The sequence below is a fragment of the Enterobacter sp. JH25 genome (assembly GCF_021725435.1).
Classification (GTDB): Bacteria; Pseudomonadota; Gammaproteobacteria; order Enterobacterales; family Enterobacteriaceae; genus Enterobacter; species Enterobacter intestinihominis.
Map to the genome: position 1 here is coordinate 89412 of NZ_CP091321.1, position 26929 is coordinate 116340.

Genomic DNA, 26929 nt, shown 5'->3' on the forward strand with positions numbered 1-26929 from the left:
TCAGTCAGGGGAGTATACGTGAAACAGATTTATCCGGAGGCAGGATGACAGAGCAGGGGCGCCCCACGCTGACGCTGCGCCGCAAAGCGGAGCCAGAAGGTCAGCGTGCCGTAAGCAACAGTGAACCGGACGGTGCGGGTCCGGGCCGGGTCACGCGTAAAAAGACCGTGGTGGTGAACACGACGCCTGCCTGGAAGGTCAGGAAGCAGGCGGTGGATGAGAGCGCGAAAAAGGCGCAGGCGGACGAGAAGGCCGCCAGAAAAGCAGAGAAAGCCCGGCAGTGGGCTGAGCGACAGGCCCAGGAGAGGGAGGCCATGCGGGCGGCCAGGCGCAAACCTGCCCCGGAACCGGTGTACCGGAAGGTCATGCCGCTTGCGGACGCGCTCGCGCTCCTGAAGCGTTGCTGGCCAGCCCTGGTGACGGACGGCCAGCCGCAGCTCCTGGCGGTCAACATCCGGGAGGCAATGGTCAATGACATTCGCCGGCGCGGGCTGGAGATTTCCGTGAAGACGCTGAAACGCTGCCTTGCCGCCGTCACCCGCTCGGATGCGTATCTGGGCGCCATGACGGTGGGCGCGTGGCGTAAAAACCTTGCCGGTGAACCGGTCGCAGCGGTGAGTGCGGAGGAGGCGGCGTATGCCGTGGAGCGCAGGGCTCAGGAGCACGCTAAACGACAGCGCAGGGCGGTCAGAAGCGTCGCCACCCGTGCACGGAACGAACTGATAACAACCGAGAAGAGAAAAACACAGGATGAACATGAATAAAACCCTTTCAGTCATGCTTGCCGCAGGCCTTCTGGTCTCCGGCGTGGCGGGGGCAGCAGAGAAACCTGCCGTTGCCTTTACCCCGGAACAGGAAGCCCGCATTGGTGAAATCGCGAAAGACTACCTGCTGGCTCATCCGGAAGTGCTGGTTGAGGTCAGCCAGAAGCTGCAGGCCCAACAGCAGGAGAAGCAGCAGCAGGCGATGACGGCCGCCGTGGTTCAGAATCAGGCAGCGCTGCTGAACGATAAAGGCACACCATCATATGGTCCTGCTGATGCGAAAGTGACGGTCGTTGAATTCTTTGATTACCAGTGCATCTACTGTGCCCGCCTGGCGCCGGAACTGGAGAAGGTAATAAAAGCTAACCCGGACGTGCGCTTTGTGTTCAAGGAATTCCCGATATTTGGCCAGCGCTGGCCGGCGTCGCTCAGTGCGGCGAAAACCGGGCTTCAGATCTGGAAGCAGAAGGGGGCCGATGCTTACCTTAAGTATCACAACGCGATTTACGCTACCGCCCACAACGAGGGTAAGCTGACCGATGCTGATATCAGCGCGGCCGCAAAAGCCGTGAAGTTCGATGCGAAAACAGCCCCAGATGTTCAGGGGACCCTGGATGGCATAAACACACTTGCGCAGCAGCTGGGCTTCAGCGGTACCCCGGCCCTGGTGGTTCTCCCGTCAGCCGGCGCCAGTGCTGATAACGTGACGGTTATTCCGGGATACACCAGCGCGGAGGCCCTGCAGCAGGCCATCAGTCATGCTGCCGGTGATACCAAAAAATAATCAGGCGTCCGCCAACTGATACCGCTAAAAGAGACTGACGCCTTCGCCGTGCTCAGTTGTCCAACCCCGGAGAAGGGTAAAAGCAAGTTTTCCCCGTCTCCGGCGTTTCTGGTTAACACATCCGAACAGTATTTCTGAGGTTATTTAATGCGTAAGTTCACCTTTCGCCAGCTGGCCGTGTCCGGTCTGGTATGTCTTTCGCTGAGCTGTATTCAGCCCGCAGCAGCGGCATCCTCCGTTCAGGTCGGCTTTTCACCTGAAGGCAGCGCGTTGCAGCTGGTCCTTAAGACGATTGAGTCAGCACAGCAGGAAATTCGGCTGATGGGCTACTCATTTACGTCTCCGGAGGTGGTTAGTGCGCTTGTCAGGGCAAAACGTCGTGGTGTGGATGTGAAGATAGTGCTTGATGAAAAGGGCAACCGGAGCAAAGCCAGCCAGGCGGCGATGAACATCGTGGTGAACGCGGGAATTCCGCTGCGCACCAACGGTCGCTACGCCATCATGCATGACAAAGTCATTATTGTTGATAATCATACAGTTGAGGCTGGTAGCTTTAACTACACTCGCTCTGCTGCATCGCGGAATAGCGAGAATGTGCTGGTTATTAATGAGGTGCCGGAAGTGGCACAAACCTACCTTCAGCACTGGCAGTCGCGCTGGGACGGAGGAACGGACTGGCATTCTTCATACTAAGTCGCATCGTCATTTGATCCGCAATCTACATCTATCCTGGTGAACCATGCGCCAACATGGCTCACACCTTCGCGTAAAGTTAAGTCGCTGATTTCAGATATCTGTAGTATTCTCTGCAAACGATCCAAGTTTGATCCTTGAGGAGGCAGAGATGTCGCAGATCGAAAATGCAGTAACTTCCTCATCGAAAGAAAAGCGTTCTTACCGAAAAGGTAAGCCGATGTCGGCGAGTGAAAGACAGCTTGCCGCGATTGCGCGTAAACGTGAAACACATAAAGAAGTGAAGGTTTTTGTTAAAAATCCTCTTAAAGATTGGATGATTACGATCTGTGAAGAGGAAGGGCTCACTCAAGCTCAGTTTATTGAGACCTTACTCGAACGTGAACTTTCTGAACGCGGCGTTCTCGATGTAAAGACTTCACATTCTTGAACGTTTTCTCATTGGATGCTAGATTACTGATCGTTTTAGTGAATTCTTGGTTGGCCACGCCATAAGGTGGCAGGGAACTGGTTCTGATGAGGTGTCTACCCGGGACCAGAAAAGCAAAAACCCCGATAATCTTCACCAGGTTTGGCGACTAAGAGAAGATTAACGGGGCCTACTTAAACTGTATAGAAGCTGTTGCTCTATGCAGGGAGTATAGTTTTATGCTCAGAAAACTGCAATACCCGTTTCTGTGCCATTTACTCCTTCCGTGCAACATAAGCGCGGGAAGGTGTGACTGACGCCCAGACCCTGTTCTCCCATTACCGTCAGGTCAAAAACCCGAACCCGGCATTCACGCCGCGTGAAGGCAAAAAGACACTGCCGTTCTGTCGTAAGCTGATGGCGAAAGCCGAAGGCTTCACGTCCCGTTTTGACTTTTCCATCCATGTGGCGTTCTTACGCTCGCTGGGTAAACGTCACCGGATGCCGCCACTGTTGCGCCGCCGGGCCATCGATGCCCTGCTCCAGGGGCTGTGTTTCCACTATGACCCGCTGGCCAACCGCGTTCAGCGCTCCATCACCAATCTGGCCATCGAGTGCGGTCTCGCCACCGAGTCGAAAAGCGGTAATCTGTCCATCACCCGCGCCACGCGGGCGCTGACGTTTATGGCGGAGCTGGGGCTGATTACCTATCAGACCGAGTATGACCCGCAGATTGGCTGCAATATCCCGACCGATATCACCTTCACGCCGGCACTGTTCTCCGCGCTCGACGTCTCTGACGTGGCCGTTGTGGCCGCGAGGCGCAGCCGTGTGGAATGGGAGAATCAGCAGCGTAAGAAGCAGAACCTGAAGCCGCTGGAGATGGACGAGCTGATAGCGAAGGCCTGGCGGTTTGTGCGCGAACGGTTCCGCAGCTACCAGTCCGAACGTAAACAGCATGGCCTGAAGCGCGCCCGCGCCCGACGTGACGCGGACAGAGCCCGTAAGGACATTGTGACGCTGGTGAAACAGCAGCTGACGCGTGACTACGCCAAAGGGCGTTTCGTCGGCGACAGGGATGCTCTCCAGCGTGAGCTGGAGCGGCGCGTGAAAGAGCGCATGCTGATGTCGCGTGGTAACAACTACACGCGGCTGGCCACCGTCCCCATATAACCCTTCCTGTGTGAAAAATCCGGCTGGCGCCGGAGGGTTTCGCACGTCTGCAGTCCATCGTTGACGGTTTTCTGCACGAAATGACGGCCGTCCTTCCTGACATTCACCCCATTCCGCCATCAGAATGGCCAGAAATTGCATCAGAGTGGCCACATCTCGTCGCCAGATTCAGTTACCCACAAATAACTGCAAGGGACCTTTCCATAAGGTTACAACCGTTATGCTTACAGAGCGCCAGCCGACCTGATTTCAAAGTGCGTGGTTTCCTTTAAAAACCTGCTCTGTACTTCTTTTAAATATCTTTTATTTCATTCATATAAATATATAACCTGTTCGTCGCCTGACCTGTGGACAGGCTCCTGAAAATGCCCGCCCTTGCAGCGGACTCACGTCCGCGCCGGTTCGGCAACTGCCTAAAGTAGCTCCCATCGCTACGCGACGGGCCCCGGCACGGCACATATAGTTACAACATTCAAAATACTCACTCAAAAGCAGGAACAGTGCCTGCCTGAACCCTCACAGCCCCTCCCCACCACTGAAAAGCGAGGCCGCCCCGGGCCGAAGGCCCGGAACAACGTCGCTTTTAATGATGGATGTTGTAACTAGATTTCTGAGTGGCTATGAGTGGTGTCGCTGGAAGTTTTGAGTACACGCCCGTAAGCGGCCCTCACGGCCCGCTAACGCGGAGATACGCCCCGACTGCGGCTTCCGCCTTGTCGTGACCACTCCGACGCCGCACAAAAGCTTCTGTATCGCTTTTAGCGGGTTTTGGTCTAGCAGGGCGAAGGGATGGATTGGTGGAACCTATCAACACCGTAACCGGCTACGCCGGGCTACGGCGCCATTAACCACTATGCTCTAGTCCACTTCTGAGGGCGCCTCTATGCGCCCCTGGCGCATTCCTAGAATGCCTGCGCGCTGCTCGGCATTCACAATACGAATATAGAAGTTGTGTTTACGGCTATGCCGGGTATCGATACCACAGACCGTCAGTATCCTGTTCATCAGTCGCACCTGCCTCCATGCAGGCAGGTGATTGTGCAAAAGTAGCCGTACCTTTTTATTGTAAACATAAAGCCATTTACTTACGCGTATGTGTTATAGATAATGCGTAAGTTAATAATGTTATGTTGGGGTATGGTTATGTTTCGAGCAAATGAAGAAGCTGAAAAACTCAAAGCTGAGGCAATCAATTACTTTCTTATTAAAGAGATCGCACCATGGCGAAAGGATAATATCGACGCTATCTCTGAAACTGACAGGAAACGAGCTGAGGATGCTTTAAGCGTTATTTGCACGAAACTTGGGCCTGTAGTGTCTTCTTATCCTGAATGGCATCCAGTTATAGCGCTTGGCCGTGATAAGTCGATACCCTGTTACAGGGACACGCAGACGACGCCATCATTTCCGCGCCTTGATCATACGCGTTATATGGCTAACGGTATTATTACATGCCCCTATGGGGATACTGATGAGCTAATCGCTGCTGTAAAGCGTTCCTACTGGGATTTAATGCAATATCTGAGCAGTGATGACATGCGTTTTAGTAGCCTTTCCGGATGGTTGCGTATGGCATCGGACTCCATCGAGTTGCGGGCTTCTTATATCACTGACGAACTCATTACCGCGTTTAAAAATAGTGATTTTGACTACGATGGGAGCGATGTTCTTTCTGATGTATCGGGCTTGATCCCTCTGTATGCGAATACAGCAAAACCAGTGCTAATCTGGTGGAGCTGGAATAATCATGCCCTTGAATCTGATGGCACGATACCTCCTGCGGTGGCGGTTCCTTTAATGTTGTCCAGGACGCTGGCGGATCTGTCATATGCCCAGTTGTCAGAGTCATGGGAAAATATGCGTTACCTGCTTCTCGGGTCTCCTCATGGGGCAAGGTCGTCGCTACTTCTGAACCAGCTAACGGTTAAGCAGTTACGCACAATGTTTAATGGATTAATGGATTCCGGGGCTTTTGGGCCGAAAAAAGGATGAAGGACAAGCCGCTTTTTTTGAGTTTCGGGTGTTCAGTACCTCAACAACCAGGAGAATATATGGATTCTTTAACGAAATTTGCTCTGGATATTTTACGTGACCGAAACTTTTCCCGGCTGGATGAGGAGGTCAGGGAAGAAGTGCTGTCCCTGTTTATTGATGATCAGCGTAAACCATCAAAAGAGGGGCGGAGAACGCTGGCACTTAATGCTGGCCTGCTGGCAAAGCAAATGGGAGAGCCACGACTGGAGGTGCTTTCAATGGATGTACTTATGGCCTGTGACAAAGCGGAAGTACGTGAGGTTCTGGCACAAATTACAGACATTCTTCAGGGACAGGCTTAGCATTATTGCCTGAGCGAACGTTTTCCCGTTACTGTATTGCTGTGAAGGGATGGCTGACAGCCCTTATTAATCAAAAGGAAAGGTAATCATGAAAAAATCACTGCTTATTCTGGGCGTTCTGTCGCTTTCCATCAGCGGAATCTCTCAGGCTGCAGGTCAGATGAATGAAAAGGCTCTGCGGGAAAAGGCTGCTTTTGCGCTGGGGGTGACCCAGGATCGTGTCACGCTTGAACAATCTGATCGTACTCCTGAACCCAACAGTTATTTTTTTAATGCCCGTTATCAGGGGAAACTGTATCAGTGTTACGTTGGCACCATTCAGCAGCAGATCATGTCTGACGCCGTCTGTCGTCCAACCGATGGTTCAGATTTACCCCGTTAATGCAGGGAAGTCGGATGGCACCATCGCCAGAACAGCAAAAATTGCGACTGCCCCCGAACGTTCAGGTTCGCCGCCGGGGAAACACATACGTTATTTGTTATTGTAACAATGAGGTGGGTGGTGTGGTTGTCACCGAAACCCCATCCGGCGACACGCAGCTGCGCCCGTACGTTAAAGACCCTGTGGAACTGAACAAAGATATTGTGGCGCTGGTTGCTCAACAGATGGCTGATGCGTTGATTGAGCACGCCGGCAGGCAACCTGATGGTACCATTCCTTCACCACCGGCTCCCATTCCCGGCACGAAGCTCCTTGAGAACACCATGTTCCCCTGCTCCCGCTGCGGGCGAATTACTGCCCGGCTGGTTTTTGCCCCGGAGTGCGCGTCTGAGGCTGATATGCTCTCTCTGGGTGAACGTCTCCGGAATGACGTCAGGTATGCCCCCTACCCGGTCTGGCTGATTGGTGCGCCGGACAGTGAGGACGATAGCGTTGCCCGGCATCTGACGCTACAGCTGGCACCGATCAGGGGCGAGGTATATCGGGAACATCCCGACAAGATGAACAGCCGACTGATGGAACTGGATGATAAACATCATTGCTGAAGGACAGCCCCCGGGCTGGTGATGATATGAGAAATATGGAAAAAACGGGTCACCTGGCATGGTGTGCTCTTATCGCCCTGCTGACAGCCAGGGAAGATGGCCTGGTTGAGTCTGAGTCGCAGGAAAACCTGTTTATCACCCGGTGGTTTGCGCAGGTGAAAAAACAGCGCCGTTTTTCACGTGACGTGGCCACCGATGTTGACTGGATCCTCAACCAGGGCCGTACGCTCGGCGTTCGTGCGCGGCTGCGCCATAAGCTGGATTATCTCTGGCGTAGCTGCACCGGCGAACTGTCTGAGCAGAACGACCTTTTTCGCCTGACCTACGCACTGGAGCTGGCGAAGCAGTACGACTGGGGGTATCACGTCCTCAGCGACAGTGAGTGGAGCGGTCGAAATAAGATTCTGCCATCGGCATCGGTGAACAGTATCTGTCTGCTGAAAAGCGCGCTGGATATCGGTTTTAATGATGACGGGACGCAGGTGCTACCTGTGCCTGCGAGAATTGGCGGGCGCGCCGAGGGGCTTAATGCGCTGCTGAAAAGCTGTGGCTGGGAGGCCGTCAGTAATGACGATCACTGGAAACTGGTGACCATCAGCGCTGGTTGACCAGCAAAGAACGGGTCGCGTGAATGCAACTCTTAAGGGGGCAGCTTGGATATCGATAATTATTTTACGCTAAGGCTGTTTTTTTAAGCTAATCTTGCTCGTCTATCTTGAACATCTTCACAGCGCATAACTTGTTTCTTTGTGTGCACTGTGCGTACCTGATAGAACTACATCTTCTTACTCAAGTAATTACTCCTAACTTCCGACAAGATGTACTATCTTCTTCAGAAAGTCCTTGCGGCAGTAAGAACTACATTACTTGACTTATCTACGTCAGATAATAGAATACTAATAACGGATGGTTACAGGGGTTCAGCAATGAATCGCATCCCGCAGCCGGAAACGGTTCGACCAGTTCGAAGCAAATGCGACCTGCCCTGTTTAGTCTTGATTATCTAATCAAACTAAATGGCTGAGGCCCCCGAAAGGGGGCCGCCACTTTCTCACCTGTTGTTAACTTCCTTCGGTCGTCCACTGTTTCTTGGCTTTTTTGCCGTATCCACAGCAACCTTAAATAAGCTAACTGGCTTTTGCGGGATAGGCTCGCCCGGTGCACCAGGTCCAGTACGAGCAAAAAATGCCGAAAGAACGTGTATACGCATCAAACGGTTCTCTTTGAAGAATGCAACGCAGATCTTGTATGGCTCAAGCTGGTTCGTAGCACTATTCATCATCTGAAGCGTGAAATACTTTTCTTCAGTGGTCTGATAGAGCATCAACGATGGAAGGTTGGGCAGAATGTGTTGCAGTTGCTTTGATGCTTCATACCGTTCAAGACAAACGGAGATCGACTCTCTCGCATCTTGATATTTAAAGGGGATGTTGTAAGGCGTACCGTCTTTAGTGAAGCAGTGCATGCCATAAGTTACGACAAACTTAAAATCTTGCATCTTACCTTTGTAGGTAATCTCATGTGCATTCAAATGTGACAAAGAGTAACTCTGGCCGTTGTGAGTAAACGGCGCCCATTCCTGCACAGATTCAATATGGTACTTAGCCACTGTCATCCCCAGCTATTTTTTTTGAATTCTACCATAGTTTTTATCCGCTCAAGCTGAAGTGCTAATGCTGCAAGGTGTGGAGCTGTAATCCCACCAGTTACGCTGATTGTAGACAGGACAGGAAGCATCATTTGCTTATGTTTGGATAAATTTCGTCTATCTTGATATATAAGTTGCCAGTTTCGGCTGCCCGTCTGATTTTTTCTTCCATCAACATTCTGAAACTGATGTTATTTTTTAACATGAGAACAAGATCATAACCGCTGACACAGATGACCTTCTTTCCCCTCCCCCATGCATCCAGACCACTTTTTGTAAATCCAGCCCAACTGATAAATACGCCGCGAGCCCATGAAATTTTCTGATCCAGCTTGCCATGAAATGCATGGAGATCAGCGTTTCCTGTTTTAGTGCTATGCCACTTTGCTTCCACAAGATAGGTTTCATTATTTAACAGAAAACTGCCGTCAATCTGTTCGCCCTTCAACCTGAATGCGCCTTTAGGGAAAGTGCGAATAAGCAGGTCATGTCTTCCCAAGCTGACTCGCTGATTAAAATTTCGCGGATCTGGGCCGATTTTTTTCCCGCAAACACATCGAATCAGCCTATTTAGGCTATTTTTTCCACCATTTCTGGCGTTATCTCCGGTTTTTACTGAGATCTCTCCCACTGACGTATCATTTGGTCCACCCGAAACAGGTTGGCCAGGGTGAATAACATCGCCAGTTGGTTATCGTTTTTCAGCAGCCCCTTGTATCTGGCTTTCACGAAGCCGAACTGCCGCTTGATGATGCGAAACGGGTGCTCCACCCTGGCACGGATGCTGGCTTTCATGTATTCGATGTTGATGGCCGTTTTGTTCTTGCGCGGATGCTGCTTCAAGGTTTTTACCCTGCCGGGACGCTCGGCGATCAGCCAGTCCACATCCACCTCGGCCAGCTCCTCGCGCTGTGGCGCTCCTTGGTAGCCGGCATCGGCTGAGACAAATTGCTCCTCTCCATGAAGCAGATTACCCAGCTGATTGAGGTCATGCTCGTTGGCCGCGGTGGTGACCAGGCTGTGGGTCAGGCCACTCTTGGCATCGACACCAATGTGGGCCTTCATGCCAAAGTGCCACTGATTGCCTTTCTTGGTCTGATGCATCTCCGGATCGCGTTGCTGCTCTTTGTTCTTGGTAGAGCTGGGTGCCTCAATGATGGTGGCATCCACCAAAGTGCCTTGGGTCATCATGACGCCTGCTTCGGCCAGCCAGCGATTGATGGTCTTGAACAATTGACGGGCCAGTTGATGCTGCTCGAGCAGGTGGCGGAAATTCATGATGGTGGTGCGATCCGGCAGGGCGCTATCCAGGGATAATCGGGCAAACAGGCGCATGGAGGCGATTTCGTACAGGGCATCTTCCATGGCACCGTCGCTCAGGTTGTACCAATGCTGCATGCAGTGAATACGCAGCATGGTCTCCAGCGGATAGGGCCGTCGGCCATTGCCCGCCTTGGGATAAAACGGCTCGATGACAGCGGTCATATTCTGCCATGGCAGAATCTGCTCCATGCGGGAGAGGAAAATCTCTTTTCGGGTCTGACGGCGCTTAGTGCTGAATTCACTATCGGCGAAGGTGAGTTGATGGCTCATGATGTCCCTCTGGGATGCGCTCCGGATGAATATGATGATCTCATATCAGGAACTTGTTCGCACCTTCCCTAAGAGATCAGGACTTACTTTGTAATCTGGAAGTACATCGAAGTTGCAACAATAGTACACTATTGCGTGACGTAGATTCGTGACGTATAGTTACTGCATCTTATTTGTTTATAACTACCGTCAGGTACAAAATTATGTCTCCAGCACAAGCTAAACAAAAGCAGCATGAACGCTACGAAGCCGTAGCGGTGCAGGTTTTGCGTGGTCGTGCCGGTTACAAACCTGCCGTGAAAAGCCGCTTCAGTAAGTCAGCCAGTAGCAAATTCTCTCATACTATCGCTTTTGCCTGATCCTGAACTTTGAGGCACAATAAACCATCATTCGCTGATGGTTTTTTTATGCCTGTTCAAGACGTTATTCCCCCCTATGAGCAGATGTACCTGCTAAATCAGCAGCTGATCTGCAACGCTGACCAGTTCAAACATGCCGTTATCACAGTTGGCGGTCAGGCTGTGCAATACTGGATATCCTATTATCATGCACAATATGGCGACAGATTGCCTGATGAGCGTCTCACCACTTCTGTTGACTGCGACTACAGCGCCCGGAAAGATGATATTGCGGCTATAGCAAAAACGCTCAACGTTAAGACGTGGGAGAACAAAGACGGCCAGCCCCCATCCCTTGCACAGTTTATGCTTATCGATCAGGACACACACGATATCAAACGGGATGATGGACGCTTATTTGCCGTACCGGATGCGCCTGACGAGCCAAATGTGGTGGATATTATCGACCGACCCGGAGGCTTTGACCGTTCTGATTTTCTGGGGGAAAAGCTTTACCTGTATACCGCCCCGTTTTATGTAGAAGCAACCGGCCCCGGTATGCCTGAAATGAATGAAAAGGTAAGGGTGTTGAACCCTGTCGCCTGTATGCGCTCGCGCTTTAGCAATCTGATTGCCTTGCGCCGTGATGCTGAAATTGAAATTGCGCGTATTAACGCGCTCAAGATCCCGTGTTATTTCTTTCTCATCGAACAGTTTGATGAACAGCCGTTCAAAGTTGCACGAGGAATCTTTATGGATTTGTGGTGGCTCGCGAATGACGAAAGCTGTCTGCGCCATCAGGCCTTCTGGCATAGCTGGCAGGGGCCGCTTCTTGAAGGGCAACAAAGTAACAACATCACTCTGATTGATGTGTTGGAAGGCGTACATGCATACCTGGAAGGGCATCTTGATGACTTTGAAATACCGGAAGCCTTTGTCACCAAAGAATTACCGCTAAAGCTCGCACAGCTGCGTGAACGCTGGGAGCGTTACGTGGTACTCAATGCTGAATGGGCAGCAAGAGGGCGCAGGGGATTTGAACGTAATCGCCGTGATGATTAGGGAAGGTGCGAACAAGTTCCTGATATGAGATCATCATATTCATCCGGAGCGCATCCCAGAGGGACATCATGAGCCATCAACTCACCTTCGCCGATAGTGAATTCAGCACTAAGCGCCGTCAGACCCGAAAAGAGATTTTCCTCTCCCGCATGGAGCAGATTCTGCCATGGCAGAATATGACCGCTGTCATCGAGCCGTTTTATCCCAAGGCGGGCAATGGCCGACGGCCCTATCCGCTGGAGACCATGCTGCGTATTCACTGCATGCAGCATTGGTACAACCTGAGCGACGGTGCCATGGAAGATGCCCTGTACGAAATCGCCTCCATGCGCCTGTTTGCCCGATTATCCCTGGATAGCGCCCTGCCGGACCGCACCACCATCATGAATTTCCGCCACCTGCTGGAGCAGCATCAACTGGCCCGCCAATTGTTCAAGACCATCAATCGCTGGCTGGCCGAAGCAGGCGTCATGATGACTCAAGGCACCTTGGTCGATGCCACCATCATTGAGGCACCCAGCTCGACCAAGAACAAAGAGCAGCAACGCGATCCGGAGATGCATCAGACCAAGAAAGGCAATCAGTGGCACTTTGGCATGAAGGCCCACATTGGTGTCGATGCCAAGAGTGGCCTGACCCACAGCCTGGTCACCACCGCGGCCAACGAGCATGACCTCAATCAGCTGGGTAATCTGCTTCATGGAGAGGAGCAATTTGTCTCAGCCGATGCCGGCTACCAAGGAGCGCCACAGCGCGAGGAGCTGGCCGAGGTGGATGTGGACTGGCTGATCGCCGAGCGTCCCGGCAGGGTAAAAACCTTGAAGCAGCATCCGCGCAAGAACAAAACGGCCATCAACATCGAATACATGAAAGCCAGCATCCGTGCCAGGGTGGAGCACCCGTTTCGCATCATCAAGCGGCAGTTCGGCTTCGTGAAAGCCAGATAGGGGTCAGTTTGGAGAACGGAAATTTTTGTACGTTAAGCGCATTATTTAACCAATCTTGGTTCGTAAGTGGTTGATTTTGCGTCAGTGGCTATCGCTTTTAAGTTGTCGCTCTTGCAGTATCGCATTTAGGTTATCCGATTAAGGTCAAACCTCTGAAAATGCCGTATAGCGCGGGAGGACACCCTATTGCTATAGGTAAGTCTGTTCAAAAAACAGGCTTACCGTACAATAATTCTCTATATCCAAACTGACCCCTATAAGGATCCAAACCACTACAGTGAGTACAAAATTCCTTAAAAATACATTTGCTATTTTCTGGCTTGACTCTAGCCTTGCAATAGTACCTCCCATACAAGACAAATAACGCCGTAACTCGGTACCAATCTTTTTTCGGATACAGCTTTTGTAGCGCGATTGCGACCTTCCTAGGGTCACGACTATCCGTGAAACCAAGTCTCCTCGAAACTCGCATCACATGAGTGTCTGCTCCCACTCCCTGATTCGCTTGATACATACTATTCAAATATACATTAGCAGTCTTCAATCCGACGCCTGGGATTTCGATCAATTTTTCTACACTCCTAGGAACTCGGCCGTGAAACCTAGTTTTCACAACCTTAGCCGCATTTACAATATTCTTAGATTTAGTGCGATAGTAATTTATAGAGCTTAATATCTTCTCTACCTCTCCGACTTCCGCCTCCGAAAGTGAAGCCGGATCAGGATATTTAGCGAATAGATTATGAGTCACTTTATTCACCTGCAAATCAGTCGTCTGAGCTGATAAAATGATGCAAAGAAGAAATTGGAAATCTGTTTCCCAGTTCCTCAACTCTGAGCTACTATCCGGAAAAAGCTTTTCCATCTCTTCTAATACATATTTTGCACGCGTTTTCTTGTTCACAGTAGGATTATACATTAGTTAATATTAATTTTTAGAAGATGAAAGAATTTAATGTGAGTTCGAAAGGTAACAGTGACAAGAATGATGGTAAAAACTTTAAAATTCTCCTGAAATCGACCGGGTGGCGACATGCCCCTGACGGGACGTGGCGGCCATCCCGTGGGTTGGAGAAAAGAGGCATCGATGCCCCGGTGGGCAGCGTTCGCCGGTGAGATGCCGAGGCGAACTGGCGGGTGGCGCGGGGGGAACCCACGGCAGCCTTGACACCCTGGCTGCGGGCTGCTGCCGATACGTCGGCAATGCAGGAGGGAGAATGGCGCGGCCCGCAGGCTGCGTCGCCGATCAATCCGAAGCGGTCGAGCCCGTCTTGTGCAGGCACTGCACCAGGCGCTGGCCCAGCCATGCCATGCACGGGACGGCCATGGAGTTGCCGATTGCTTTGTAGCGCGGCGCATCCGCGGCGGGCTTGCCGCGGTAGGGGATCAGCGTGTAGTCATCGGGCATGCCTTGCAGCCGCTCGCACTCCGTCGGCATCAGCCGCCGCACCCGCCAGTGCGACCAGTCGCCGGGGCCGGGGTCGTTCCAGTCGTAGCGGAAATGCGCCTCGAAGTCGGGGGCCAGCACATGGGGCTTGTCCGCGCCGCCGCCGCTGGTACGCAGTGTGGCCGCTACGCTGCCGCCCAGCTCCGCTGCAAGGCCCTGCTCGCGGCCGCGCAGAGACACGCAGGCCACCATCGGCACGCCGTAGCCCGGCTTGCCGTTGGACAGCACGGTGCAAGCCACCTGGCCATGGCCCGACTCGAAGCGCACTTCACCACGGTTGTTCTGCGCGAAAGCGATGGCGGGTACGACACCGGCGTTCGCATGGCTGTTGCGATGCCCGCCGGCGCGCAGCTGTAAAAACGCAGAAGTGGATGTCCCGCCGCAACACTGGGCGTCCCTGAGTTTGCTCAGTTGTGATGTCCCCGCTATCGCGATGGGCAGCAAGAAGGCGAGCGGTGCGCTCCTCAGGGTCTGTGAAGGGCGCACACTAGGGGTCCCGCCGCAACGCCTCCGGACCGAGTGGTCCCGTCTGAAGCCTACGAGGCGGCGACTGAAATCCTGCGGACCGCCGCCAAGCCATTCGCGCTGGCGCATGTGTTGGCTCTCTCTCCTCCATTACACCGTGTGGCCGTAAAGGCGTAGGCGTCGGACCGGTGTGGCCGGGCGGTCGGGTGTTGTGGTAGTTGGACTGCGTGAACTCCCAAGCCGACAACTTTGACGACGACCAGGAAGCGACCGCCGAGGGCATTGCCGACATTGAGGCAGGCCGGACTATCAGCCACGAGGCTGTGAAAGCCTGGCTATTGTCGTGGGGAACGCCGAACGAACTGCCGCCCCCCAAGGTTGGCGATTAGCTGACGGCAACATCGGAAGGCATGTCGCTGAGCTACCCTTTTGGCGGCCCCCAAGCACCTCATGCGACCCCTTTTGGCGTAGGCCGATGCGAGCGTCTCCTTGGAGGCATCGCATGCAGCAAGGCACATTATTCACCCGGCGGACGGTCGAGCGACATTTTCGCAAACATCAAGCTCGCTGCCCGCCGGAATACCGCGAGATCCTCATCGAACGGATTCTGGCCAAACGGTGGACAGAAGCCTCGCTAGGCAAGGTCGTCGGCATTGTGGCCTCAACCTTCGCCCGCCACCAACTTACCGACTACGATCGACTTTTGGCGATCTCCGGTATGGCTCGCGCCGAGGCGCGGTTAATTGTCAGCCGCGAAGTAAGCGACATTCTAGAAAGCTGGCGCAGCACCGCGCTCCCCTAGCCAAATCGGTGGAGCGAGCCGCGCGCACGCTTATCCGCCGGTGCATGGCTATGCACCCCCGCCCCGTCCCAGCGCCCAATGCGCTAGGAGTAGCTTAAGCACTCCGCTGGCATCGTCGAGACATGGATGCCGTCGCTGCAACTCGCGACTAGGAGCTCGGATCTCAGGACGAAGGTCTCCGCGAATGTCCGGTCGATCCGCGCGACGTCCCAGGCGGGCGTTCCCTTGGCGGACATCCACGCCGCAGCGTCGTGCATCAGCCGCACAACCTCGTCGATATCACCCGAGCAGGCGACCCGAACGTTCGGAGGCTCCTCGCTGTCCATTCGCTCCCCTGGCGCGGTATGAACCGCCGCCTCATAGTGCAGTTTGATCCTGACGAGCCCAGCATGTCTGCGCCCACCTTCGCGGAACCTGACCAGGGTCCGCTAGCGGGCGGCCGGAAGGTGAATGCTAGGCATGATCTAACCCTCGGTCTCTGGCGTCGCGACTGCGAAATTTCGCGAGGGTTTCCGAGAAGGTGATTGCGCTTCGCAGATCTCCAGGCGCGTGGGTGCGGACGTAGTCAGCGCCATTGCCGATCGCGTGAAGTTCCGCCGCAAGGCTCGCTGGACCCAGATCCTTTACAGGAAGGCCAACGGTGGCGCCCAAGAAGGATTTCCGCGACACCGAGACCAATAGCGGAAGCCCCAACGCCGACTTCAGCTTTTGAAGGTTCGACAGCACGTGCAGCGATGTTTCCGGTGCGGGGCTCAAGAAAAATCCCATCCCCGGATCGAGGATGAGCCGGTCGGCAGCGACCCCGCTCCGTCGCAAGGCGGAAACCCGCGCCTCGAAGAACCGCACAATCTCGTCGAGCGCGTCTTCGGGTCGAAGGTGACCGGTGCGGGTGGCGATGCCATCCCGCTGCGCTGAGTGCATAACCACCAGCCTGCAGTCCGCCTCAGCAATATCGGGATAGAGCGCAGGGTCAGGAAATCCTTGGATATCGTTCAGGTAGCCCACGCCGCGCTTGAGCGCATAGCGCTGGGTTTCCGGTTGGAAGCTGTCGATTGAAACACGGTGCATCTGATCGGACAGGGCGTCTAAGAGCGGCGCAATACGTCTGATCTCATCGGCCGGCGATACAGGCCTCGCGTCCGGATGGCTGGCGGCCGGTCCGACATCCACGACGTCTGCTCCGACTCGCAGCATTTCGATCGCCGCGGTGACAGCGCCGGCGGGGTCTAGCCGCCGGCTCTCATCGAAGAAGGAGTCCTCGGTGAGATTCAGAATGCCGAACACCGTCACCATGGCGTCGGCCTCCGCAGCGACTTCCACGATGGGGATCGGGCGAGCAAAAAGGCAGCAATGACGCCGTGGCACATTGGCGACTTCCACGTGGAAGTTTCACCGAGCTGACTCGGCTGGAGCATGGGCTTGGTCATGATGCGGTCCTTCGAGTCGAAAAGCCCGGCAACCGATAATGGCTTCCGGGCAACCTTATATGAAGAAATGTCGCATGAACGGCCGACTATGGCAAACATAAACGCCAATTTGGTAGCAAAAAGCCCGCGCGAGAGTAGCGTCGCAACTGTTTGAGATTCATGATGAAAGGCGTCGCGTTAATGAAGACTCACCGTGGCGCAGCGGCAACGCATCCAACACCCAGCGACGAACAGGCGACCGCCGTCAGGGCGTCAGGTAACGGATCACTGGATCGGCATAGGCGAACGGTGATCGGCCATAGCGCCGGTCCGCAAACGCCCAGGACTTCCAGACCCGGGCGTCGGCGCAGTGGCCCACAAACAGCCACGGCCACCCGCGCATCGCCCGGGCGGTGAGGCCTGATAGTCGATGTCGATCAGCGGCCGAAGCGGTCTCGATCTGCTTGGCGGCGTAGGGCGCGGGATCACCGCCCCAACTGCGCGCGACCTCGTCGCGCAGACCCTGCGACCGCTCGCCGCCGCTGAGCACGGTCATCACCTGACGAACCAGGCCGAAATAGGCCAGCGGGTGAATGGCCTCCAAGTCGGTCCGCGGGACGACGTCGGGCGCGAGCATTTCGCTGAGCCGAAACTCGAACTGTAGCGCCTGGCTCTCGGCCGCCATCACCGGGTGGTCGCGCCGATCGGCGGTGCAGATGTGGCACCAGGGATCGGCGCCCCGATGAGGGACCGCGGGCGCGCCGCAGTCATGGCAGCTGTCGGCCAGCACCAAGCCGTGGCGAGGACAGGTGCTGGCGATCGCCAGGCGCCAGCGACGCCGATAGTAGGGCTCGGCGTCCTCGGTCAGGCAGAGGGGGCACCACTGCTGGCCCGGCCGCCGGCGGGTGCGGTGATGAATGCCCACGGGCAGCAGCCACTGGGTCGCCCCCGTGACCCGGACCTCTTCGAACAACGTGCCGACCCAGGGCCGGAAGGTCGTCAACTCCGCGACCTGCGCATCGACCCCGGTATGCGCGACCAGCCCCTCCATGAGCCGAGGCGGCGCCAGCCCGTCGATGTCGCGATTCCAGATCTGCAGCCCGGGCCAGACGGCGTGACAAAAGCTATGCAGCTTGGCGGAGTTGCCGAGCGCGATCCGCCGCAGCCAACTAGAGAGCAGTTCGTCGGCCTGCGGGCGGGGACGCCAAGGCCACAGACGCAGGTCCGACATCTCAGAGCGGCGGCAGCGAGGCGGCTCTGAGGAGGACGTCCTCCCGCTGCCGCCGAACCGATGGCCTCACATGGTTCAGCGAGCGCAGCAGCGGAAGATCAATGCGCTCTTTCTCTGAGCGGATGGCCATCAGGGCGGCGCGGCGCACCAGATAGGCGATCTCGCGCGTGGTCCCCTCCGACTCGTTGATAATCCAGGTCGCGATCTTGTCATCGGAAAGCCCGGAAGCGTGGCGAAGCGGCAGACAGGTCTCCAGGCTGTTGAGCAGGCCATAGGTCTGTTCGTTATGACCCCAGACCTCGAGTCGATGCGGCTCGAACCGGCGCTCGATCTGCGGGTCCCACCGAAGCGTGCGCAGCGCGGCGATCGTGCCGCACCCGACGATGGTGATGCCGAGGTCATTGCCGAGCAGCTTGATTGTCGCCAGCGCCTCTTCGCGTTGTTTGCGATTGCCCTTCTCGATGTGATGCAATTCGTCGATGACCAGGATCTTGACCCCGCTGGTTCGGAGCAGTCTGAGGACGTCAGGATAAAGGGTGTCGGTGCTCGCGCTCTTGCCGTAGGGCGCGTTGAGTTGCCCAAGGATCCGCACCAGCAGCCCTCGGGCAGAACCGGTCGGCCCCATGCTCACGACCAGCACCGGGACGTTGGCCTTGGACGCCCTCGGATCGTCCGGGAGGTTCTGCAACTTGGCGAAGCGCTTGACGATTTGGCTTTTGCCGATGCCCGACGGCCCCCAGATCAGGATGTGGCTGTCGCCTTCGGTCGGATAATCCTCCAGCGCCTCCTGAAGCCGCTCGGTGATCGCATCGGCGGCGGCGTAGCGGATGAAGACTTTCTGCCGGATCAGGTTGAGCCGCTGGGCGGTGTTGTCCGCCTCAAGCGCCTCGCGGGCGGCCTTGGTGAGGCGGCGGTCCTGCGAGATGAGGATCATTCGTCGATCTCATAAAAGATGTCGCGACGAACCGGAGCCTGCGGCGCTGGCGGTGCGTCTTCGGAGATGGGCGCATGCGGCGTGAGTTCGGCGGTGACTTGTTCGCCGACCCGCCGACGCTCCTGCTTCAAGCGACTCCTGTGTCGCTTCTTCGCGTTCTGTGCGTCCTGCTCCAGCAGGCGTTGGCGCTCCATTGACGCCATGATGGTCGCCATGTCCGGCTTGTCGCCGATTTGGGCGACCAACCGCTTGCGGGTCTCGTTGAACTCCCACACCGACACGTTGGGAAGGGTAATCTGCTCGCAGCGCAGCTCGCAATAGGTCCCCTCGATTGGGTGGAGGAAGTAGATGCGTGAGGCGTCGTAGGGGTTTCGGCGGACGACGAACTTGCGTTGCTCTCCAGCGTCCAGGAACGGCCGCAACACCTCGTCCCAGTATTCGATATTGTCCCAGCGCATGCCGTAGCGCTCGATCGTCCGGTCTTCGATGTCGGCGAAGTCGAGATAGAGCTTCTGCTTGTCAGCGATGATCGGCGGGAGGCCGGCGCCTGCACGCTTCTCGGTGCCATAGATGCCGCGCTCCCAGGCCAGATCCGGGCGCTGCTTGGTCGTGCTGTGCGGCCGGACGTGATACTGGCCGCAGATGAACTCGAGCATCCAGACCTCTAGCTCATCGAGGGTCATCTCGGCCGCCTCGTTCGGATTGCGGGTCTTGACCTAGTCGAAGCCGCGATCACGGGCGGTTGCTGCGGGGAGCAGCCGCATCTGGTCCATCGCCGTGCCCATGAAGCGTTCAATGATGCCGCCGAAATGGACCAGCCCTGGCGGGCGATGCTCGGGCGGCGCGATGCCGTATTCCCTGCACCCATAGAACAGGGCGCGTGACCAAAACTCAGCTGCGTTGTCGAGATAGACGCTATTGGGCGTGCCATACATCGGCCATGGGAGTGGAACGCCGACGCGCTCCAGCCACTCATCCTTGGGCGTCATCACCCGCGTCATGCACTGAGCGACGGTCGAGGCGTTTGGATATTCCCAGGTCAGCACGAACGCGAGGACGGCTCGGGTGCATTCGTCGAGCGCGATAGTGATCCAGGGACGGCCGACATGCTCACGGTCGAAAGCGCTCGCGCAGACCACGTCGACGAGCGTGTGGTCGATCTGGATACGCTCAAGTGGAAACGTCGTTTCGGGCGTCTTGCCTCGGATATGCTCGTATCGCTCACGAGCCACCTTCTTTCCGTACTTCAGGCCGACGCGCTCACGCGCCGGAACGCCGGCGAAGCGGCTTCGCAACGTGTTGTGCGAGGGCGGTATCAAGCCCCGCCGCACGCAGCGGTTTCGAATCTCGGCGAATGCGTGATGGTTCTTGGCCTCCTTGCGATGACGGCTGAACTCCAGCCGCACCTCGGTGATGACTTCCTCGACGCGGAGGTCGAGCCGCAGCCGCCCCCGCCCGCCGCTCCGCCCGCGCGGCAACAGGCAGGTTCCGCGCCGGTGATGCCCGCTATTGCTTCGGCCATGACTTCGATCAGCGCCGCGTCGATGCCACGGGCTCCACGCTCAGTGAGCGCCTCGCAGGCCTTGAAGGCGCGCAGGGCCGTGGCCAGTTGCCCCGCCGTCAAGTGCGTGATCGCAACACCATCGCATGGCAGGCCCAGTCGGCGGCAGGTCTCTTGTTTGATGCTCATGAATTAATCCTTGTTGATGCGCGGCCAAGCAGGCGTTGCATTTCGGTGTGCAGCACGGATTGCCCGAATGCGTACAGGTGCTCGCGCACGCGCTCGGCATCGTTCTTGCGGAATGCGCTCGTGCCCACACCGAAACCCGTGCTGCTCCTGATCCTCGATGGCTGGGGCCATACAGTGTTACTAACTTACTACGCGCCACCCCGACGCACTCTCGTTGCCCACAAGGAGGCGGCGACGTGGGCAAGCTGTTCGAGAGGGTAAGGGAAGCGCGCTGGATGACCGGGCTATCTCAGGACGCCTTGGCTCCGGTTGGCCCGGTCGTCAGGGAACCGGACCGCGCCAGCGCGGTCCGATCCCGGCAACGACCCGACATCAAGGCCCCAAGGACGGGGCCGGAGCCCGGCAGCGATGCCGGGCTTTTTGTTGTGCCCGCGCCGCGGCAATGTCTGACGCGAAGATCAGAACGCACCGATACGAACGTGCGAACACAGGCGCAACACTGAGCAGCCGTCCCCGCACCGGAGCGCTGCGTGCCGCGCCTCGCCACATCCCGGCGGCAAGCCGCGGGATGCGCGCCACTGCCGTCCGCCCACACCGGTTCGCGGTACGCGCGCCACGCGCCCGAGCGCACGCTGCTGTACGCGTTGGTAGAGGCGCACTACCCGGACTTCATTGCACGGATCGAAGCGGAGGGCCGCTCGCTGCCCGGGTATGTCCGCGAGGCGTTCGATGCCTACCTGCGTTGCGGCGTGCTCGAGCACGGCTTCCTGCGGGTGGTGTGCGAGCACTGCCGTGCAGAGAGGCTGGTGGCCTTCTCCTGCAAGAAGCGCGGGTTCTGCCCGAGTTGCGGCGCGCGACGCATGGCCGAGAGTGCGCGGCACCTGGTCGAGGAGGTGTTCGGCCCGCGGCCTGTGCGGCAATGGGTGCTGAGCTTTCCGTACCCCTTGCGTTTCCTGTTCGCCAGCAAGCCAGAAGCCATTGGCCCGGTGCTGGGCATCGTGCAGCGCGTGATCGCCGGCTGGTTGGCCGATCAAGCCGGCATCGACCGCGCCAGCGCCCAGTGCGGCGCGGTGACGCTGATCCAGCGTTTCGGCAGCGCGCTGAACCTGAACATCCACTTCCACATGCTGTGGCTCGACGGCGTGTACGTGGAAGCCACCGAGCTGCCGCGGCGCGAACTGCGCCTGCACCGCGCCCGTGCGCCTACCACCGCGCAGTCGACCCAGCTGGCAGCTACCATCGCGCACCGGGTGTGTCGGCACCTGACGCGCAAAGGCTGGCTCGAAGGGGAGGGCGAATCGGCCTTCCTGGCAGACAGCGCTGCAGGCGACGACAGCATGGATGGGCTGCGGATGAGTTCGATCACCTACCGCATCGCCACCGGCCGCGACGCTGGCTGCAAGGTCGTCACGCTGCAAACGCTGCCCGGTGACGCCGGTTCGCTGGAGGGCGAAGCCGGCAAGGTCGGCGGCTTCTCACTGCATGCCGGCGTGGCGGCCGAAGCACACGAAAGCCACAAGCTGGAAAAGCTGTGCCGCTACATCACGCGCCCGGCGATCAGCGAGCAGCGGCTGTCGATAGCGCTCCAGGGCAGGGTGCGTTACCAGCTCAAGACCCCGTGGCGCAATGGCACCACGCATGTGGAATGGGATCCGGTGGATTTCATCGCCAAGCTGGCGGCGCTGGTCCCGCCACCGCGCGCCCACCTGACCCGCTTCCACGGGGTGTTTGCCCCGAACGCCGCCCTGCGCGCACAGTTGACGCCATCGGGGCGCGGCAGGCGGCATGACGCCGCTGTGGAGCCGGCGGACGCAAGCGCGAACGACGCGCCGCGCAGCCCCGAGGAGAAGCGCCGTTCGATGAGCTGGGCGCAACGCCTCAAGCGGGTCTTTTCCATCGACGTCACCGCCTGCGTCCACTGCGGTGGCACCGTGCGGATCGTCGCCAGCATCGAGGAACCTGCCGCCATCCGCGCCATCCTCGCCCACTTCGAGAAGCACGGCGCGCTGGAGCAAGCGCACTACCGGCCCGCAGCGCGCGCGCCGCCGCCGGCCGCGTGACGAGGTGCCGGCCACACAGCCGGCAGCCAAGCCAGAGTCCGATCCGATGCGGCCACGACCCCGCAGGGCTGCGCTCGGCCCTGTGCCGGGATTCGGTGAGAAATGGCTACGCACTGAGCCGCTGCGTGGCCCCGCGATGTCGAAAACCCACGCATGAACCCCCGATCTGTGCCCGATCTGTGCCCAAAGCGGCGCTTGCGCGGCCGCTTCCTACCCGCTAGACTCGCCAAAAAGGGCGGTTGAACTTCCTATACCCAGAAAATATTATTAAAATAATCCTTTTTCACAGACCATATATGAAAACCAACGATAATTATATCGAAGAAGTAACAGCCAAAGTACTCACAAGTGGTAAATACTCCACACTTTATCCACCAACTGTACGACGTGTAACTGAGAGGCTTTTCGATCGATACCCTCCCAAGCAGCTAGAGAAGGAGGTTCGCAAGAAATTGCATCAAGCATATGGTGCTTATATTGGTGGGATCGATGGGAAAAGGTTGGAGAAGAAGATTGAGAAGATAATTCATGAGATACCAAATCCAACTACGGATGAAGCAACTCGTACGGAGTGGGAAAAAGAGATCTGCCTGAAAATATTGAACTTGCACACTTCAACAAATGAGCGAACGGTGGCTTACGATGAGCTTTACCAAAAGATCTTTGAGGTAACAGGGGTTCCAACAAGTATCACCGATGCAGGTTGCGCTTTGAATCCATTTTCTTTTCCATTCTTTACGGAGGCTGGCATGCTTGGGCAATACATAGGTTTCGATCTTGATAAAGGTATGATCGAAGCGATCGAACACTCGTTGAGAACGCTTAACGCCCCAGAGGGTATTGTTGTCAAACAGGGAGATATATTATCCGATCCGTCAGGCGAGAGTGATCTTCTACTTATGTTCAAGCTATATACTCTACTCGATCGGCAGGAAGAGGCCTCTGGTTTGAAAATTCTTCAAGAGTGGAAATACAAAAATGCTGTGATCTCTTTTCCTATTAAAACTATAAGTGGGAGAGATGTTGGGATGGAAGAGAATTACACTGTTAAGTTCGAGAATGATCTTGTTGGGTCAGATCTGAGAATCATGCAAAAATTGAAATTAGGAAACGAGATGTATTTTATCGTATCGAGATTGTAACTTTAGGGTGGAGAAGATTTTTCTTTGAGGTGTATAATACGTAAGTCGTGCATGTGTAACTTCCGCCTCTACGAAGGCAAATTCTAACACACCTCGCCTAGCTATAAGGGGTCAGTTTGGAGAACGGAAATTTTTGTACGTTAAGCGCATTATTTAACCAATCTTGGTTCGTAAGTGGTTGATTTTGCGTCAGTGGCTATCGCTTTTAAGTTGTCGCTCTTGCAGTATCGCATTTAGGTTATCCGATTAAGGTCAAACCTCTGAAAATGCCGTATAGCGCGGGAGGACACCCTATTGCTATAGGTAAGTCTGTTCAAAAAACAGGCTTACCGTACAATAATTCTCTATATCCAAACTGACCCCTAGAAAGGCGTTAGATTGGCTTACACCATTAGAGAAATTTGCTCAGCTTGTTGATTATCATATGGCTTTTGAAACTGTCGCACCTCATGTTTGAATTCGCCCCATATTTTTGCTACAGTGAACCAAATTAAGATCATCTATTTACTAGGCCTCGCATTTGCGGGGTTTTTAATGCTGAATAAAAGGAAAACTTGATGGAATTGCCCAATATTATGCACCCGGTCGCGAAGCTGAGCACCGCATTAGCCGCTGCATTGATGCTGAGCGGGTGCATGCCCGGTGAAATCCGCCCGACGATTGGCCAGCAAATGGAAACTGGCGACCAACGGTTTGGCGATCTGGTTTTCCGCCAGCTCGCACCGAATGTCTGGCAGCACACTTCCTATCTCGACATGCCGGGTTTCGGGGCAGTCGCTTCCAACGGTTTGATCGTCAGGGATGGCGGCCGCGTGCTGGTGGTCGATACCGCCTGGACCGATGACCAGACCGCCCAGATCCTCAACTGGATCAAGCAGGAGATCAACCTGCCGGTCGCGCTGGCGGTGGTGACTCACGCGCATCAGGACAAGATGGGCGGTATGGACGCGCTGCATGCGGCGGGGATTGCGACTTATGCCAATGCGTTGTCGAACCAGCTTGCCCCGCAAGAGGGGATGGTTGCGGCGCAACACAGCCTGACTTTCGCCGCCAATGGCTGGGTCGAACCAGCAACCGCGCCCAACTTTGGCCCGCTCAAGGTATTTTACCCCGGCCCCGGCCACACCAGTGACAATATCACCGTTGGGATCGACGGCACCGACATCGCTTTTGGTGGCTGCCTGATCAAGGACAGCAAGGCCAAGTCGCTCGGCAATCTCGGTGATGCCGACACTGAGCACTACGCCGCGTCAGCGCGCGCGTTTGGTGCGGCGTTCCCCAAGGCCAGCATGATCGTGATGAGCCATTCCGCCCCCGATAGCCGCGCCGCAATCACTCATACGGCCCGCATGGCCGACAAGCTGCGCTGAGCCATGGCTGACCACGTCACCCCCAATCTGCCATCGCGCGATTTCGATGTGACAGAGGCGTTTTATGCGAAGCTGGGCTTTGCGACGAGTTGGAAGGATCGCGGCTGGATGATCCTGCAGCGCGGCGGTTTGCAGCTCGAATTCTTCCCCTATCCTGACCTCGACCCAGCTACGAGCTCGTTCGGCTGTTGCCTGCGGTTGGATGATCTCGATGCCATGGTGGCATTGGTGAACGCGGCGGGAGCCGAGGAAAAAAGCACCGGCTGGCCGCGCTTCAAAGCTCCGCAACTGGAGGCGAGCGGCCTGAGGATCGGCTACCTGATCGATCCCGACTGCACGCTGGTGCGGCTGATCCAGAACCCCGACTGACCGCATGCCCGCGAAAATCAAGATTTGCGGGATCAGCACACCCGAGGCGCTCGATGCGACCATCGCGGCGCGGGCGGACTATGCCGGGTTGGTGTTCTATCCAGCGTCGCCCCGTGCGGTTACGTCGAATGTCGCGGGCGCTTTGACATCGCGCGCAGCTGGCCAGATCGCCATGGTCGGTTTGTTCGTCGATGCGGATGATGCTGTCATCGCCGACGCACTGGTGGCAGCCAAGCTGAACGCGCTGCAGCTGCACGGTTCGGAATCGCCCGAACGCGTGGCCCAGTTGCGCGCGCGGTTTGGCAAGCCGGTGTGGAAGGCGCTGCCCGTCGCCAGCGCCAGCGATGTCGCACGCGCCGCAGCCTATGCCGGGGCGGCGGACTTGATCTTGTTCGACGCCAAGACCCCCAAAGGCGCGCTGCCCGGCGGCATGGGGTTGGCGTTCGACTGGTCGCTGCTGGCCGGATATCGCGGTGCCTTGCCGTGGGGGCTGGCAGGCGGGCTAAATCCGACGAATGTTGCCGAGGCGATTGCGCGCACCGGAGCGCCGCTGGTCGATACCTCCAGCGGCGTCGAAAGCGCGCCGGGCGTCAAGGATACCGACAAGATTACCAATTTCGCCTTTGCGGTGCGCTTGGCCTAAATCGCGTCGATCAATAGGCGTCGTTCAGCGCAAAGATCGGCTTGCGGGTGCGCCACTGCCCTCGGGTGAAGTCGGGAAAATCTAACGTGCGATTGCCCTCAGCAATCGATTGTTCCGACAGAGGCGTGATCGCGCTCCAGGCCAGCGCGTCGTAAATGTCGATTGGCATCGGGGCCTTGGCCTTCAGCGCCTCGACAAAAGCGTGGATCACGAACCAGTCCATCCCGCCATGCCCGGCCCCTGCCGCCAGATCGGCGTAGCGTTTCCATAGCGGGTGATCGTATTTCGCAAACCAGCCCTCGGCAGGCTCCCAGCGGTGCGGCTGTGGGCTCTTGCCCTCCAGATAGATCGACTTGTTGACGTCCATCCACAGCCCCTCGGTGCCTTGCACCCGAAAGCCGAGAGAATAGGGGCGCGGCAGCGAGGTGTCGTGGCACAGCATGATCGTTTCACCATTAGTGCAGCCGATCATGGTGTTGACCACATCACCCAGTGCGAATTTCACCTCGGCGTTGGGATGATCGGCAGAGCCGTTCTTGACGACATAATCATGCAGCCCGCGCGCCTTACAGCCGAAGCCGCCAGCGCCCGCTTCGCCCGGCAACGCGACCTTCAGGGTGCGGGTCTGCGGCGGGT

The 26929-nt window shown here is 56.6% G+C and carries 31 protein-coding genes and 5 pseudogenes; 21 read left to right on the forward strand and 15 right to left on the reverse strand.

What is annotated here, in order from left to right; translation table 11 throughout:
* The first annotated feature begins 44 nt into the window (after positions 1-44).
* From finO to L2Y28_RS24505, 4 genes are all read left to right on the forward strand, one after another.
* Positions 45-764: a fertility inhibition protein FinO gene (finO, locus tag L2Y28_RS24490; protein ID WP_008324922.1), complete on the forward strand. Its 720-nt coding sequence runs from the start codon at positions 45-47 to the stop codon at positions 762-764.
* Positions 757-1548: a DsbA family protein gene (locus L2Y28_RS24495; RefSeq protein WP_016479977.1), complete on the forward strand. Its 792-nt coding sequence runs from the start codon at positions 757-759 to the stop codon at positions 1546-1548. Before finO ends, L2Y28_RS24495 begins: the two co-directional genes overlap by 8 nt.
* A 147-nt stretch (positions 1549-1695) precedes the next feature.
* On the forward strand, positions 1696-2241 hold the full coding sequence (locus L2Y28_RS24500) for a phospholipase D family protein (protein WP_008324931.1): 546 nt from the start codon (positions 1696-1698) through the stop codon (positions 2239-2241).
* Positions 2242-2392: 151 nt separating this feature from the next.
* The gene (locus L2Y28_RS24505; RefSeq protein WP_008324932.1) at positions 2393-2671 is read left to right on the forward strand and encodes a replication regulatory protein RepA; all 279 of its coding nucleotides are present in this window, start codon (positions 2393-2395) and stop codon (positions 2669-2671) included.
* A gap of 35 nt (positions 2672-2706) precedes the next feature.
* Here L2Y28_RS24505 and L2Y28_RS25615 read toward each other — a convergent pair.
* A pseudogene (locus tag L2Y28_RS25615) lies at positions 2707-2810 on the reverse strand (replication protein RepA).
* A 79-nt stretch (positions 2811-2889) separates the two neighbouring features.
* On the opposite strand from L2Y28_RS25615, the gene tap reads away from it, so the two are divergent.
* Positions 2890-2967: a RepA leader peptide Tap gene (gene tap, locus L2Y28_RS24515; RefSeq protein WP_011201829.1), complete on the forward strand. Its 78-nt coding sequence runs from the start codon at positions 2890-2892 to the stop codon at positions 2965-2967.
* The gene (gene repA, locus L2Y28_RS24520; protein WP_016247520.1) at positions 2960-3823 is read left to right on the forward strand and encodes an incFII family plasmid replication initiator RepA; all 864 of its coding nucleotides are present in this window, start codon (positions 2960-2962) and stop codon (positions 3821-3823) included. Before tap ends, repA begins: the two co-directional genes overlap by 8 nt.
* A gap of 858 nt (positions 3824-4681) precedes the next feature.
* Here the strand turns inward: repA and L2Y28_RS24525 are convergent.
* The gene (locus L2Y28_RS24525) at positions 4682-4828 is read right to left on the reverse strand and encodes a hypothetical protein (protein WP_032072915.1); all 147 of its coding nucleotides are present in this window, start codon (positions 4826-4828) and stop codon (positions 4682-4684) included.
* A gap of 138 nt (positions 4829-4966) precedes the next feature.
* On the opposite strand from L2Y28_RS24525, the gene L2Y28_RS24530 reads away from it, so the two are divergent.
* The 5 genes from L2Y28_RS24530 to L2Y28_RS24550 all read left to right on the forward strand — a co-directional run bounded on the left by L2Y28_RS24530 (position 4967) and on the right by L2Y28_RS24550 (position 7754).
* The gene (locus L2Y28_RS24530; RefSeq protein ID WP_032072916.1) at positions 4967-5815 is read left to right on the forward strand and encodes a hypothetical protein; all 849 of its coding nucleotides are present in this window, start codon (positions 4967-4969) and stop codon (positions 5813-5815) included.
* Positions 5816-5874: 59 nt separating this feature from the next.
* The gene (locus tag L2Y28_RS24535) at positions 5875-6159 is read left to right on the forward strand and encodes a hypothetical protein (RefSeq protein ID WP_032072917.1); all 285 of its coding nucleotides are present in this window, start codon (positions 5875-5877) and stop codon (positions 6157-6159) included.
* Positions 6160-6247: 88 nt separating this feature from the next.
* A complete protein-coding gene (locus tag L2Y28_RS24540) occupies positions 6248-6541 on the forward strand; it encodes a hypothetical protein (protein ID WP_032072918.1) in 294 nt (97 codons plus the stop codon).
* Positions 6542-6663: 122 nt separating this feature from the next.
* Positions 6664-7146, forward strand: a complete 483-nt coding sequence (locus L2Y28_RS24545) for a hypothetical protein (RefSeq protein ID WP_016479975.1) — start codon at positions 6664-6666, stop codon at positions 7144-7146.
* A 26-nt stretch (positions 7147-7172) separates the two neighbouring features.
* Entirely contained in the window at positions 7173-7754 is a 582-nt protein-coding gene (locus tag L2Y28_RS24550; RefSeq protein WP_045265539.1) for a DUF2913 family protein, read from the forward strand.
* Positions 7755-8197: 443 nt separating this feature from the next.
* Here the strand turns inward: L2Y28_RS24550 and L2Y28_RS24555 are convergent, their stop codons facing one another.
* The 3 genes from L2Y28_RS24555 to L2Y28_RS24565 form a co-directional block, all read right to left on the reverse strand.
* Positions 8198-8761 carry a hypothetical protein gene (locus tag L2Y28_RS24555; protein WP_155082050.1) on the reverse strand — a complete coding sequence of 188 codons (564 nt, stop codon included), beginning with the start codon at positions 8759-8761 and terminating at the stop codon, positions 8198-8200.
* Between the two features lie 121 nt (positions 8762-8882).
* Entirely contained in the window at positions 8883-9425 is a 543-nt protein-coding gene (locus tag L2Y28_RS24560; protein ID WP_077253195.1) for a restriction endonuclease, read from the reverse strand.
* On the reverse strand, positions 9407-10387 hold the full coding sequence (locus L2Y28_RS24565; protein WP_000019450.1) for an IS5-like element ISKpn26 family transposase: 981 nt from the start codon (positions 10385-10387) through the stop codon (positions 9407-9409). Before L2Y28_RS24565 ends, L2Y28_RS24560 begins: the two co-directional genes overlap by 19 nt.
* 203 nt (positions 10388-10590) lie before the next feature.
* Between L2Y28_RS24565 and L2Y28_RS24570 the strand changes: the two genes are divergently transcribed.
* The 3 genes and pseudogenes from L2Y28_RS24570 to L2Y28_RS24580 all read left to right on the forward strand — a co-directional run.
* Entirely contained in the window at positions 10591-10746 is a 156-nt protein-coding gene (locus L2Y28_RS24570) for a hypothetical protein (protein WP_000074143.1), read from the forward strand.
* Between the two features lie 48 nt (positions 10747-10794).
* Positions 10795-11787 carry a hypothetical protein gene (locus tag L2Y28_RS24575; RefSeq protein ID WP_001145102.1) on the forward strand — a complete coding sequence of 331 codons (993 nt, stop codon included), beginning with the start codon at positions 10795-10797 and terminating at the stop codon, positions 11785-11787.
* A 68-nt stretch (positions 11788-11855) separates the two neighbouring features.
* Positions 11856-12731, forward strand: a pseudogene (locus L2Y28_RS24580) (IS5-like element ISKpn26 family transposase); the annotation flags it as partial.
* A gap of 208 nt (positions 12732-12939) precedes the next feature.
* Here L2Y28_RS24580 and nth read toward each other — a convergent pair.
* Both nth and L2Y28_RS24590 read right to left on the reverse strand, forming a co-directional pair.
* A complete protein-coding gene (gene nth / locus L2Y28_RS24585; protein WP_016479970.1) occupies positions 12940-13638 on the reverse strand; it encodes an endonuclease III in 699 nt (232 codons plus the stop codon).
* Positions 13639-13980: 342 nt separating this feature from the next.
* A pseudogene (locus L2Y28_RS24590) lies at positions 13981-14532 on the reverse strand (DNA cytosine methyltransferase); the annotation flags it as partial.
* 332 nt (positions 14533-14864) lie between these two features.
* Between L2Y28_RS24590 and L2Y28_RS24595 the strand changes: the two are divergent.
* Both L2Y28_RS24595 and L2Y28_RS24600 read left to right on the forward strand, forming a co-directional pair.
* A complete protein-coding gene (locus tag L2Y28_RS24595; protein WP_016479969.1) occupies positions 14865-15035 on the forward strand; it encodes a hypothetical protein in 171 nt (56 codons plus the stop codon).
* A 113-nt stretch (positions 15036-15148) separates the two neighbouring features.
* Positions 15149-15448, forward strand: a complete 300-nt coding sequence (locus L2Y28_RS24600) for a DUF2293 domain-containing protein (RefSeq protein WP_001183923.1) — start codon at positions 15149-15151, stop codon at positions 15446-15448.
* Between the two features lie 83 nt (positions 15449-15531).
* On the opposite strand, the gene L2Y28_RS24605 is transcribed toward L2Y28_RS24600, so the two are convergent.
* The 7 genes and pseudogenes from L2Y28_RS24605 to L2Y28_RS24635 all read right to left on the reverse strand — a co-directional run bounded on the left by L2Y28_RS24605 (position 15532) and on the right by L2Y28_RS24635 (position 20497).
* Positions 15532-15774 (reverse strand): hypothetical protein, encoded by a 243-nt coding sequence (locus L2Y28_RS24605; protein ID WP_000376617.1) that lies wholly within the window; start codon positions 15772-15774, stop codon positions 15532-15534.
* Positions 15775-15901: 127 nt separating this feature from the next.
* Positions 15902-16741, reverse strand: coding sequence for a sulfonamide-resistant dihydropteroate synthase Sul1 (sul1, locus tag L2Y28_RS24610; protein ID WP_000259018.1), 840 nt, complete (start codon positions 16739-16741; stop codon positions 15902-15904).
* A pseudogene (locus L2Y28_RS24615) lies at positions 16735-16803 on the reverse strand (QacE family quaternary ammonium compound efflux SMR transporter); the annotation flags it as partial. The pseudogene L2Y28_RS24615 and the gene sul1, both read right to left, overlap by 7 nt.
* 316 nt (positions 16804-17119) lie before the next feature.
* On the reverse strand, positions 17120-18085 hold the full coding sequence (locus L2Y28_RS24620; protein ID WP_015460530.1) for a TniQ family protein: 966 nt from the start codon (positions 18083-18085) through the stop codon (positions 17120-17122).
* Between the two features lies 1 nt (position 18086).
* Positions 18087-19019 (reverse strand): TniB family NTP-binding protein, encoded by a 933-nt coding sequence (locus L2Y28_RS24625; protein ID WP_015460531.1) that lies wholly within the window; start codon positions 19017-19019, stop codon positions 18087-18089.
* Positions 19016-19702: a Mu transposase C-terminal domain-containing protein gene (locus tag L2Y28_RS24630; protein ID WP_016479967.1), complete on the reverse strand. Its 687-nt coding sequence runs from the start codon at positions 19700-19702 to the stop codon at positions 19016-19018. The genes L2Y28_RS24625 and L2Y28_RS24630 overlap by 4 nt, the downstream gene beginning before the upstream one ends.
* Positions 19703-19735: 33 nt before the next feature.
* Positions 19736-20497 carry a DDE-type integrase/transposase/recombinase gene (locus L2Y28_RS24635; protein WP_032072922.1) on the reverse strand — a complete coding sequence of 254 codons (762 nt, stop codon included), beginning with the start codon at positions 20495-20497 and terminating at the stop codon, positions 19736-19738.
* 790 nt (positions 20498-21287) lie between these two features.
* Between L2Y28_RS24635 and L2Y28_RS24640 the strand changes: the two genes are divergently transcribed.
* The 5 genes from L2Y28_RS24640 to L2Y28_RS24660 all read left to right on the forward strand — a co-directional run bounded on the left by L2Y28_RS24640 (position 21288) and on the right by L2Y28_RS24660 (position 26293).
* Positions 21288-22769 (forward strand): IS91 family transposase, encoded by a 1482-nt coding sequence (locus tag L2Y28_RS24640; RefSeq protein WP_016479965.1) that lies wholly within the window; start codon positions 21288-21290, stop codon positions 22767-22769.
* A gap of 296 nt (positions 22770-23065) precedes the next feature.
* Entirely contained in the window at positions 23066-23911 is an 846-nt protein-coding gene (locus L2Y28_RS24645) for an RmtC family 16S rRNA (guanine(1405)-N(7))-methyltransferase (protein ID WP_000855769.1), read from the forward strand.
* Between the two features lie 557 nt (positions 23912-24468).
* Positions 24469-25281: a subclass B1 metallo-beta-lactamase NDM-1 gene (locus L2Y28_RS24650; RefSeq protein ID WP_004201164.1), complete on the forward strand. Its 813-nt coding sequence runs from the start codon at positions 24469-24471 to the stop codon at positions 25279-25281.
* Between the two features lie 3 nt (positions 25282-25284).
* The gene (gene ble / locus L2Y28_RS24655; RefSeq protein WP_004201167.1) at positions 25285-25650 is read left to right on the forward strand and encodes a bleomycin binding protein Ble-MBL; all 366 of its coding nucleotides are present in this window, start codon (positions 25285-25287) and stop codon (positions 25648-25650) included.
* A gap of 4 nt (positions 25651-25654) precedes the next feature.
* The gene (locus L2Y28_RS24660) at positions 25655-26293 is read left to right on the forward strand and encodes a phosphoribosylanthranilate isomerase (protein WP_004201168.1); all 639 of its coding nucleotides are present in this window, start codon (positions 25655-25657) and stop codon (positions 26291-26293) included.
* Positions 26294-26303: 10 nt separating this feature from the next.
* Here L2Y28_RS24660 and L2Y28_RS24665 read toward each other — a convergent pair.
* Positions 26304-26870: pseudogene (locus L2Y28_RS24665) on the reverse strand (twin-arginine translocation (TAT) pathway signal sequence domain protein); the annotation flags it as partial.
* Between the last annotated feature and the right edge of the window lie 59 nt (positions 26871-26929).

Excerpts from the sequence above, each read along its gene's own strand:
- finO (WP_008324922.1), top strand. The coding sequence starts at position 45 with ATGACAGAGCAGGGGCGCCCCACGCTGACGCTGCGCCGCAAAGCGGAG.
- L2Y28_RS24495 (WP_016479977.1), top strand. The coding sequence starts at position 757 with ATGAATAAAACCCTTTCAGTCATGCTTGCCGCAGGCCTTCTGGTCTCC.
- L2Y28_RS24500 (WP_008324931.1), top strand. The coding sequence starts at position 1,696 with ATGCGTAAGTTCACCTTTCGCCAGCTGGCCGTGTCCGGTCTGGTATGT.
- L2Y28_RS24505 (WP_008324932.1), top strand. The coding sequence starts at position 2,393 with ATGTCGCAGATCGAAAATGCAGTAACTTCCTCATCGAAAGAAAAGCGT.
- tap (WP_011201829.1), top strand. The coding sequence starts at position 2,890 with ATGCTCAGAAAACTGCAATACCCGTTTCTGTGCCATTTACTCCTTCCG.
- L2Y28_RS24525 (WP_032072915.1), bottom strand. The coding sequence starts at position 4,828 with ATGAACAGGATACTGACGGTCTGTGGTATCGATACCCGGCATAGCCGT.
- L2Y28_RS24530 (WP_032072916.1), top strand. The coding sequence starts at position 4,967 with ATGTTTCGAGCAAATGAAGAAGCTGAAAAACTCAAAGCTGAGGCAATC.
- L2Y28_RS24535 (WP_032072917.1), top strand. The coding sequence starts at position 5,875 with ATGGATTCTTTAACGAAATTTGCTCTGGATATTTTACGTGACCGAAAC.
- L2Y28_RS24540 (WP_032072918.1), top strand. The coding sequence starts at position 6,248 with ATGAAAAAATCACTGCTTATTCTGGGCGTTCTGTCGCTTTCCATCAGC.
- L2Y28_RS24550 (WP_045265539.1), top strand. The coding sequence starts at position 7,173 with ATGAGAAATATGGAAAAAACGGGTCACCTGGCATGGTGTGCTCTTATC.
- L2Y28_RS24555 (WP_155082050.1), bottom strand. The coding sequence starts at position 8,761 with ATGACAGTGGCTAAGTACCATATTGAATCTGTGCAGGAATGGGCGCCG.
- L2Y28_RS24565 (WP_000019450.1), bottom strand. The coding sequence starts at position 10,387 with ATGAGCCATCAACTCACCTTCGCCGATAGTGAATTCAGCACTAAGCGC.
- L2Y28_RS24570 (WP_000074143.1), top strand. The coding sequence starts at position 10,591 with ATGTCTCCAGCACAAGCTAAACAAAAGCAGCATGAACGCTACGAAGCC.
- L2Y28_RS24575 (WP_001145102.1), top strand. The coding sequence starts at position 10,795 with ATGCCTGTTCAAGACGTTATTCCCCCCTATGAGCAGATGTACCTGCTA.
- L2Y28_RS24600 (WP_001183923.1), top strand. The coding sequence starts at position 15,149 with ATGCAGCAAGGCACATTATTCACCCGGCGGACGGTCGAGCGACATTTT.
- L2Y28_RS24605 (WP_000376617.1), bottom strand. The coding sequence starts at position 15,774 with ATGGACAGCGAGGAGCCTCCGAACGTTCGGGTCGCCTGCTCGGGTGAT.
- sul1 (WP_000259018.1), bottom strand. The coding sequence starts at position 16,741 with ATGGTGACGGTGTTCGGCATTCTGAATCTCACCGAGGACTCCTTCTTC.
- L2Y28_RS24620 (WP_015460530.1), bottom strand. The coding sequence starts at position 18,085 with ATGTCGGACCTGCGTCTGTGGCCTTGGCGTCCCCGCCCGCAGGCCGAC.
- L2Y28_RS24625 (WP_015460531.1), bottom strand. The coding sequence starts at position 19,019 with ATGATCCTCATCTCGCAGGACCGCCGCCTCACCAAGGCCGCCCGCGAG.
- L2Y28_RS24630 (WP_016479967.1), bottom strand. The coding sequence starts at position 19,702 with ATGACCCTCGATGAGCTAGAGGTCTGGATGCTCGAGTTCATCTGCGGC.
- L2Y28_RS24645 (WP_000855769.1), top strand. The coding sequence starts at position 23,066 with ATGAAAACCAACGATAATTATATCGAAGAAGTAACAGCCAAAGTACTC.
- L2Y28_RS24650 (WP_004201164.1), top strand. The coding sequence starts at position 24,469 with ATGGAATTGCCCAATATTATGCACCCGGTCGCGAAGCTGAGCACCGCA.
- ble (WP_004201167.1), top strand. The coding sequence starts at position 25,285 with ATGGCTGACCACGTCACCCCCAATCTGCCATCGCGCGATTTCGATGTG.
- L2Y28_RS24660 (WP_004201168.1), top strand. The coding sequence starts at position 25,655 with ATGCCCGCGAAAATCAAGATTTGCGGGATCAGCACACCCGAGGCGCTC.